Annotated in this window: 1 protein-coding gene and 1 pseudogene; both read left to right on the top strand. The window is 37.3% G+C overall.

The window, feature by feature from the left end:
- Nucleotides 1-185: pseudogene (locus tag CUS89_RS14840) on the top strand (IS30 family transposase); the annotation flags it as partial.
- A gap of 111 nt (nucleotides 186-296) precedes the next feature.
- Nucleotides 297-1,250, top strand: a complete 954-nt coding sequence (locus CUS89_RS14835; RefSeq protein ID WP_104872678.1) for an IS30 family transposase — start codon at nucleotides 297-299, stop codon at nucleotides 1,248-1,250.
- Nucleotides 1,251-1,264: the final 14 nt, after the last annotated feature.

The following is a 1,264-nucleotide window of genomic DNA, read 5'->3' as shown; positions in this document are numbered from 1 at the left end:
AACATTCAAACGGACTCCTCCGAAAAGATGGACTACCAAAAGAAATGGACTTCAACCAAGTCAATCAAGGATTCATCTCATCCGTTGCGTCCAAAAGAAACCATATCCCTAGAAAATCACTAAATTACCAAACACCATTAGAAGTTTTTTTGAGTTACGTAAATGGAAAGTTTTGTCTCGCTTAATTTGACAAATAATACCGCCGTTTGTATAATTAAGCGAGACAAATAAAAAAGCCATTTATGTTACACTCAAATTGTAATACCCGCTAAAGCATACAAGGAGAGTGAACATAAATGACTTATACCCATCTTACACCAAACGAGCTTGTAATGATAGAAGCATATTTTCATCAAGAAACTCCGGTTGCTATCGTTGCGAAGCAGCTTAAACGTGGACGCCAAACAATTTACAATGTCTATAACTTTCTCAAATGTGGTGGAGCAGCACTTGAATACTTTGAACAATACAAAGAAAATAAGCGACGTTGTGGGAGAACCGAAATCATTTTTCCTGCTGAGGAAAAAGAATACATTGCAAAAAGATCAACTGAAGGTTGGACCCCAGACGTCATTATTGGCCGTGCAGAGCGAACCTTCTCTTGTTCAGTAAGTACCCTCTATCGCCGGTTTAAGACGGGAGAATTCAATGTTTTACATTTACCGATGCAAGGAAAACGAAAACCAAATGGTTATAAGGAAAAACGTGGAAAACAGGCATTCAAAAGAAATATTTCTGAACGTAAAAAAGATTATGTCGTTTTCGAAGAAGAATTTGGACATTTAGAGGGTGATACGATTGTCGGCATCCACCATAAAAGTGCCGTCATCACACTCGTTGAGCGACTTTCAAAAGCCATTATCGCCTTGAAACCAGAAGGCCGTAAGGCAGTTGATATTGAAAATTCGATTAATGAATGGCTTCAATCCGTACCCAAAAATCTTTTCAAATCAATTACCTTTGATTGTGGAAAAGAATTCTCTAATTGGAAAAGTATTAGTAATACGAATGATATTGATATTTATTTCGCAGACCCAGGAACGCCTTCCCAACGGGGATTAAATGAACATTCAAACGGACTCCTCCGAAAAGATGGACTACCAAAAGAAATGGACTTCAACCAAGTCAATCAAGGATTCATCTCATCCGTTGCGTCCAAAAGAAACCATATCCCTAGAAAATCACTAAATTACCAAACACCATTAGAAGTTTTTTTGAGTTACGTAAATGGAAAGTTTTGTCTCGCTTAATTTGACAAATAATA

The organism is Enterococcus mundtii (assembly GCF_002947535.1).
Classification (GTDB): Bacteria; Bacillota; Bacilli; order Lactobacillales; family Enterococcaceae; genus Enterococcus_B; species Enterococcus_B mundtii_B.
Note: the sequence above shows the minus strand (reverse complement) of the source record. Positions and strands in the feature narration are given on the sequence as shown.

Excerpts from the sequence above, each read along its gene's own strand:
- CUS89_RS14835 (WP_104872678.1), top strand. The coding sequence starts at position 297 with ATGACTTATACCCATCTTACACCAAACGAGCTTGTAATGATAGAAGCA.